Here is a 7,416-nt window from a genome sequence, read left to right on the forward strand (position 1 = left end):
GGGGAGAATATAGAGCGAGATGAGGCTGTACCTTCATCTCGCTTTTTTACGGCTTGCTGATAGCAATTTATTGCCCCGATACATCGGTTGTTACCTCACATTCTATGCCCTTTATTTAGGAGGTTTGCTTGACAATACCAGCCATACTCGCCCTTGCGGACGGCAGTATTTTCAAAGGAATCGCCATCGGTGCCGTTGGGCATTCGGTGGGCGAGGTCGTTTTTAACACGGCGATGACGGGATATCAGGAAATTCTTACCGATCCCTCCTATGCTCGGCAAATTGTTACCCTGACATACCCTCATATCGGCAATACCGGCACCAATGCAGAAGATGAAGAAGCGACTGAGATTTGGTCCGCTGGTCTGGTTATCCGTGATCTGCCGCTATTAGCCAGCAGTTTCCGTAATCAGCAAAGTCTGCAAGACTATTTAGTGAGCCGTAATATCATTGGCATAGCCGATATCGATACTCGCCGTTTGACCCGCATTCTTCGTGATAAAGGCGCTCAAAATGGCTGTATTATGGCGGGTGAAGATCTGGATGAAACCAAGGCGCTAGCGTTGGCCAAAGATTTTGCTGGTTTGGAAGGCATGGATCTGGCCAAGGTGGTTTGCACCAAAGAAGCCTATAACTGGCAGCAAGGTAGCTGGACTTTATCAGCCGACCCGCAAGGCGGCGATAGTTATAAAACCTTTAGTGATGAAGAATGCCAATACCATGTCGTCGCTTACGATTTTGGGGTTAAGCGCAATATTTTGAGAATGCTAGTCGATCGCGGCTGTAAACTGACTGTGGTCCCAGCCGAAACGCCAGCGGCTGATGTCTTGGCAATGAACCCTGATGGTATATTCCTATCCAACGGCCCCGGTGATCCAGAGCCATGCACCTATGCTATTGAAGCTATCCAGCAAATTCTGCAAACCGATATTCCGGTGTTTGGCATCTGTCTGGGCCACCAGTTGCTAGCGCTGGCCTCGGGCGCTAAAACAGTAAAAATGAAGTTTGGTCACCATGGTGCCAACCATCCGGTGCAAAATATTGAAGACGGTACCGTCTTAATCACCAGCCAGAATCATGGTTTTGCCGCTGATGAATCGACCTTGCCAGACAATATAAAAGTAACCCACAAATCCTTATTTGATGGTTCGCTGCAGGGTATTCATCGCACTGATAAAGCTGCCTTTAGTTTCCAAGGCCACCCAGAGGCTAGCCCAGGACCTCATGATGCGGCACCGTTATTTGATCATTTTATTGAGTTAATCCAACAGCGACTTGCTTAACAGAAAGGTTAACCAGACGGTATAGCTGGTTAGCGGAGAAGACATGCCAAAAAGAACCGACATACAATCCATCCTGATTCTTGGTGCCGGCCCTATTATTATCGGTCAGGCCTGTGAGTTTGATTACTCCGGTGCGCAAGCTTGTAAGGCATTAAAAGAAGAGGGCTTTCGCGTTATTCTGGTGAACTCCAACCCGGCCACCATCATGACCGATCCCGCGATGGCTGATGCCACCTATATCGAGCCGGTTGAATGGCAAACCGTTGCCCGTATTATCGAAAAAGAGCAGCCCGATGCGCTATTGCCTACCATGGGTGGCCAGACTGCACTTAACTGCGCCTTGGATCTGGATCGTCACGGTGTATTGGCCAAGCATGGCGTAGAAATGATCGGCGCCACCAAAGAAGCTATCGACAAAGCCGAAGATCGCGATCTGTTTGACAAGGCGATGAAAAAAATTGGTCTAGAAACACCTCGTTCTGCCATTGCCCACAGTATGGAAGAAGCACTGCAGGTTCAAAGCCAGTTGGGTTTCCCGTCGATTATCCGTCCCTCATTTACCATGGGCGGCTCCGGCGGTGGTATCGCTTATAACAAGGAAGAGTTTATTGAAATCTGCGAACGTGGTTTAGACCTGTCGCCGACCAATGAATTATTGATCGATGAATCATTAATTGGTTGGAAAGAATATGAAATGGAAGTGGTGCGGGACAAAAATGATAACTGCATTATTATTTGTTCGATTGAAAACTTCGACCCTATGGGGGTGCATACCGGTGATTCGATCACGGTTGCACCAGCACAAACCCTAACCGATAAAGAATATCAAATTATGCGTGATGCCTCGCTGGCAGTGCTGCGTGAAATTGGTGTTGAAACCGGTGGCTCGAATGTGCAGTTTGGTCAATGTCCAAACACCGGTCGACTGGTTATTATTGAAATGAATCCACGGGTAAGTCGCTCGTCGGCGCTGGCGTCTAAAGCCACCGGTTTCCCGATTGCAAAAGTGGCGGCGAAATTAGCCATTGGTTACACGCTGGACGAATTGCAAAACGATATTACCGGCGGGGCAACGCCAGCCTCCTTTGAGCCGGCTATTGATTATGTGGTCACTAAAATTCCCCGTTTTACTTTCGAAAAATTTGCCGAAGCCGATGCCCGTTTACATACCCAAATGAAATCGGTGGGTGAGGTTATGGCGATTGGTCGTACCTTCCAAGAGTCGATGCAAAAAGCCTTGCGCGGTCTTGAGGTTGGTTCATCAGGTTTTGAACATCAGTTAGATACCGATAAAGCCGATGCTCGTGATACCTTGATTCGCGAATTAATTAACCCAGGTCCAGAGCGCATCTGGTATGTGGCCGATGCTTTCCGTTCTGGTATGACGCTAGACGAAGTGTTTGAGTTTTCAAAAATTGATCGTTGGTTCCTCGTGCAAATCGAGGATATTGTTGCCAGCGAGAATAAGCTGAAAAATTCATCCCTGAACGAACTAGATGCCGATGCGTTATTTCGCTTAAAGCGCAAAGGATTTTCAGATATCCGTTTATCGGTTTTACTCAATGAAACCGAACAAGCCGTGCGTGATTACCGTCGTTCGTTAAATATTCGTCCTGTTTATAAACGTGTTGATACCTGCGCGGCAGAATTCTCCACCAGTACTGCCTATATGTACTCAACCTATGAGCAAGAGTGCGAAGCAGATGCCAGTGACAAAGACAAGATTCTAGTCTTAGGTGGTGGCCCTAACCGTATTGGTCAAGGTATTGAGTTTGATTACTGCTGCGTGCATGCGGCCCTAGCCATGCGTGAAGATGGTTATGAAACCATTATGGTGAACTGTAACCCTGAAACCGTTTCTACCGATTACGATACTTCAGACCGCTTATACTTCGAGCCAGTCACCTTAGAAGATGTATTAGAAATCGTTGATAAAGAACAACCCAAAGGCGTTATCGTCCAGTTTGGTGGACAGACGCCCTTAAAACTGGCGCGTGATCTAGAGGCTGCCGGCGTACCGATTATTGGTACCACCTCCGATGCCATCGATCGGGCTGAAGACCGTGAGCGTTTTCAGAGTATGATTCAAAAGCTGGGCCTGAAGCAGCCACCGAATACCACGGTACGCTCCACGGAAGAAGCTGTAGATGCTGCCGTTGATATTGGCTATCCACTAGTGGTTCGTCCTTCTTATGTGTTGGGCGGGCGCGCGATGGAAATCGTTTATAACGAAGATGAATTATTGCGTTATATGAACGAAGCAGTACAAGCTTCTAACGAATCGCCAGTTTTGCTAGACCACTTTCTGAATGCAGCGGTTGAGATTGATGTCGATGCGGTATCTGACGGTAAAGACGTAGTGATTGGCGCCATTATGCAACATATCGAACAGGCGGGTATTCACTCAGGTGATTCGGCCTGCTCATTGCCGCCTTATTCTATAAGCGCTGAACAGCAAGATAAAATGCGTGATCAGGTTAAGGCGATGGCGATTGAGCTAGGTGTTTGCGGTCTAATGAATGTGCAGTTAGCTGAGCAGGATGGCGAGATTTATGTAATCGAAGTTAACCCGCGTGCTTCTCGTACGGTTCCTTTTGTTTCCAAGTGTATTGGTACATCATTGGCCAAAATTGCAGCGCGTTGTATGGCTGGCACCTCTTTGGCGGATCAACAATTTACACAGGAAATTATTCCTCCTTATTACAGTGTGAAAGAAGCGGTTTTCCCGTTTAATAAATTCCCTGCGGTTGACCCCATCTTGGGGCCAGAAATGAAATCAACCGGTGAGGTAATGGGGTTGGGTGACACCTTCGCTGAAGCTTATGGCAAAGCGCAATTGGGAGCCGGAGAAAAATTATCAAGCGGCGGCAAGGCCTTTATCAGTGTGCGTGAAGCGGATAAAAGCGGTGTAGTCGCCATCGCTGAAAAGCTGGTTGATTTAGGTTTTGAATTGGTCGCCACCAGAGGCACTCAAAAAGTGATTGCTGCAGCGGGTATTAGCGTTGAATTGGTTAATAAGGTAGAAGAGGGTCGACCTCATATTATTGATAGTTTGAAAAACGATGATATTACTTTAATCGTTAATACTACTGAGGGAAGAAAGTCCGTTGCTGATTCGGCTTCTATTCGTCGTACCGCATTGGCCAAAAAAGTTTTCTGTACCACAACGTTAGCGGGTGCTGATGCTGTTTGTGAAGCTATTAAAGTCAACGCTAGCGACCGTTCAGAAGTGCGTCGTTTACAGGAAGTTCACGGGAGGGTATTGGCATGAGTGACAGAGTTCCGATGACAGTTGCTGGAGAAGCAGCGCTGCGTGAAGAATTAAATCGGCTAAAAACAGAAGATCGTCCGCGGATCGTTCAAGCCATTGCAGAAGCGCGTGAGCATGGTGATTTAAAAGAAAATGCCGAGTATCACGCAGCGCGTGAACAGCAGGGGTTTTGCGAAGGCCGAATTCAGGATATTGAAGGTAAGTTAAGCAATAGTGTGGTGATTGATATCACTTCGATGCCTTGTACCGGCAAGGTTATTTTTGGCACTACAGTAACCATTGTTAATTGCGAAACCGATGAAGAAGTCACTTACAGGATTGTTGGCGAAGATGAAGCCGATGTGAGTACTGGAAAAATATCGGTAACCTCGCCGATTGCGCGTGCCCTAATTGCCAAGGAAGAAGGTGACGTGGCGATGGTTAAAGCACCGGGTGGTGATATTGAGTATGAAATTGACCGAGTGGAGCATATTTAGCACTAGCCCACTCATCTTTCATTGATTTGGATTTCTTGCCTGTAAAACTTCTTTTAAGCACCCGCTTGTAATGCAGCGATTCTTTTTTCTAACGGCGGGTGCGTTAAAAATAAAGCCATCAAGCCTGCTTTCATTTGGCCATTAATGGCAAAAGCCGCCATTTCACCCGGCATATCATTCGGCAGACCTTGCTCACTGCGTAGGCGTTGCAGGGCAGCAATCATGCCGCTACGACTAGCCAATTCGGCACCAGCAATGTCCGCCCGAAATTCGCGACGACGGGAAAACCAAAATACAATTGTCGACGCCAAAATGCCCAAGATCATTTCCGCCACCATGGTGGCAATCCAGGCACCAATGCCAAAACCGCGCTGGTTTTTTAATACAATACGGTCAAAGGCATGGCCAATAATCCGGGCAAAAAACATCACAAAGGTATTGACCACCCCTTGAATTAAACTCAGGGTAATCATATCGCCATTGGCGACATGGCCAATTTCATGAGCCATCACCGCCTTGGCTTCTTCAGGGGAAAAACGCTCCAACAAGCCGTCACTGACAGCAACTAGCGCATTATTACGATTTGCTCCGGTGGCAAAGGCATTGGCTGCGGGGGAAGGAAAAATGCCCACCTCAGGCATACCAATGCCAGCCTTTTGGGCCAGCTCGGCAACGGTGTCCTTTAGCCACTGTTGCTGTTGATTTTCAGGCCGGTCAATCAGCTCAACACGCATGCTACGCTTTGCCATCCATTTCGAAAGCATCAGTGATACCAAAGAGCCGGCCATGCCAAACACTGCACAAAATACCAATAGCGCCGTGAGGTTTAGATCAACACCGTTGGCAGCCATCATCGAGTTAAAGCCCAGCAAACTCAGGGTAATACTGGCAACGACTAGAATCGCCATATTAGTGGCAAGAAAAAGCAAGATACGTAGCATGGCTGGAAAGATATCCTCTATTGTTTCAGGGTCTATATTAGACCGGCGGCATTAGACCGACGGTGTTGCTGATTCCGCCTCTACAGATTCAACGACAGCAAGGTTTACCGCTTCAGTATCTTCATTTTGCTGATCCGAAATTTCAGCTTCGGGCTTGGGCTTAGGAGGTGCAGTAACCTCAACAACGGGTTGCTGTTTGTCATCTAATGCAACACTGATTGCTTCAGCACGCAGATAAATATCCCTAGAGCTTAACTCAAACACGATATTTAACGCTTCATCTTTATGCGGGCTACGAAATAATAATTTGGCATCGCGACCGCATTCCCATTCCTTATTTTTACTAGCGAAATAACCATGTTGGTTTTTAACAACAAAAACTGTGCTCATAGAATTAAAACAACCGTACAAAGAGTGATTTTTAAACAGGGATTTTATCGCGAATTTCTAGTGACAGCTACGATAGATTGTTGATTAACAATTCTTTTGCCTGATTAATTTGCGCCGCCAGATAATCACTGCCGCCACGGTCAGGGTGAACCTTTTGCATCATTTTGCGATGTGCCTGAATAATCTCTTCTTTACTGGCGCCGGGCGACAGGCCAAGTAGTTCGTATGCGGCTGTATCATTCATAATTCCGATTCCTTTTGTTTAGTAGCGAAACAACCCATGTTGATTTTTTACAACAAAGACTGTGCTCATAGACTTAAAATAACCGAGTAAAAAAGTAATTGATAAAGCTCGATTTTATCGCGAATTTCTAGTGACAGTTACGACAGATTATTGATTAACAGCTCTTTTGCCTGATTAATTTGCGCCGCCAGATAATCACTGCCGCCACGGTCAGGGTGAACCTTTTGCATCATTTTGCGATGTGCCTGAATAATCTCTTCTTTACTGGCGCCGGGGGATAGGCCAAGTACTTCGTAGGCAGCTGTTTCATGCATATCGCTATTGGGTTGGGGTGGGCCGCTTTGCCTATTGTTGCCGGCCTGTTTTCTGGAGCCCAGATAGCGCTGAAACAACGGAAACATCCGAATTAAAACGGATAGCGAGCTTTTGACGATAGGGATCAGTGCCCCAATCATCGCTGCAATCCAGTGAATACGTCCGGTTACTGCCAGCAAGATTAAAGCAATTGCTACCCCGCCCAGCCCTAGCTTCCAATAGAGAGGCTTCTTTTGTTGTTTAGGGGTGTTTTTAATGCGATTTATAATAATGGCAATCGCCACTATCAACGCGATAACAACCATTAAGTGACCTAGCACAGTGGTTTCGGCTCCCAAGTGATAGTTAAATCATTGTCTGCATCATACCCATCGTAGACAGTGATCGCCACTGCTTAATTTGTCAGTATGACAGCACAGAAAAAAATGACTTTAGTTTACATATAAGGCCATAGCTTGGTGCTGCCTAACAGAATTATGCTGTTGGAGACGAGACG

At 46.8% G+C, this 7,416-nt stretch carries 7 protein-coding genes; 3 read left to right on the forward strand and 4 right to left on the reverse strand.

Translation table 11 applies throughout. From position 1 onward, the window contains the following. The first annotated feature begins 128 nt into the window (after positions 1 to 128). Genes carA through greA form a run of 3 tightly spaced genes read left to right on the forward strand, consistent with a single transcriptional unit; the run spans position 129 to position 5,030 of the window. Entirely contained in the window at positions 129 to 1,283 is a 1,155-nt protein-coding gene (gene carA / locus AACP44_RS07675; RefSeq protein ID WP_339339910.1) for a glutamine-hydrolyzing carbamoyl-phosphate synthase small subunit, read from the forward strand. Between the two features lie 43 nt (positions 1,284 to 1,326). After that, positions 1,327 to 4,554 carry a carbamoyl-phosphate synthase large subunit gene (gene carB, locus AACP44_RS07680; RefSeq protein WP_339339911.1) on the forward strand — a complete coding sequence of 1,076 codons (3,228 nt, stop codon included), beginning with the start codon at positions 1,327 to 1,329 and terminating at the stop codon, positions 4,552 to 4,554. Then, a complete protein-coding gene (gene greA, locus AACP44_RS07685) occupies positions 4,551 to 5,030 on the forward strand; it encodes a transcription elongation factor GreA (RefSeq protein ID WP_339339913.1) in 480 nt (159 codons plus the stop codon). The genes carB and greA overlap by 4 nt, the downstream gene beginning before the upstream one ends. Before the next feature lie 53 nt (positions 5,031 to 5,083). Here greA and htpX read toward each other — a convergent pair whose 3' ends face one another. From htpX to AACP44_RS07705, 4 genes are all read right to left on the reverse strand, one after another. Further along, positions 5,084 to 5,971, reverse strand: coding sequence for a protease HtpX (gene htpX / locus AACP44_RS07690; protein ID WP_339339914.1), 888 nt, complete (start codon positions 5,969 to 5,971; stop codon positions 5,084 to 5,086). A 51-nt stretch (positions 5,972 to 6,022) separates the two neighbouring features. Further along, complete coding sequence (locus AACP44_RS07695) at positions 6,023 to 6,361, reverse strand: hypothetical protein (RefSeq protein ID WP_339339916.1); 339 nt, start codon at positions 6,359 to 6,361, stop codon at positions 6,023 to 6,025. 67 nt (positions 6,362 to 6,428) lie between these two features. Continuing rightward, positions 6,429 to 6,605 carry a DnaJ domain-containing protein gene (locus AACP44_RS07700; protein ID WP_339339917.1) on the reverse strand — a complete coding sequence of 59 codons (177 nt, stop codon included), beginning with the start codon at positions 6,603 to 6,605 and terminating at the stop codon, positions 6,429 to 6,431. Between the two features lie 137 nt (positions 6,606 to 6,742). Beyond that, a complete protein-coding gene (locus tag AACP44_RS07705; protein ID WP_339339919.1) occupies positions 6,743 to 7,240 on the reverse strand; it encodes a DnaJ domain-containing protein in 498 nt (165 codons plus the stop codon). Between the last annotated feature and the right edge of the window lie 176 nt (positions 7,241 to 7,416).

The sequence above is a fragment of the uncultured Oceanicoccus sp. genome (assembly GCF_963968385.1).
Lineage (GTDB): Bacteria > Pseudomonadota > Gammaproteobacteria > Pseudomonadales > Dasaniaceae > Oceanicoccus.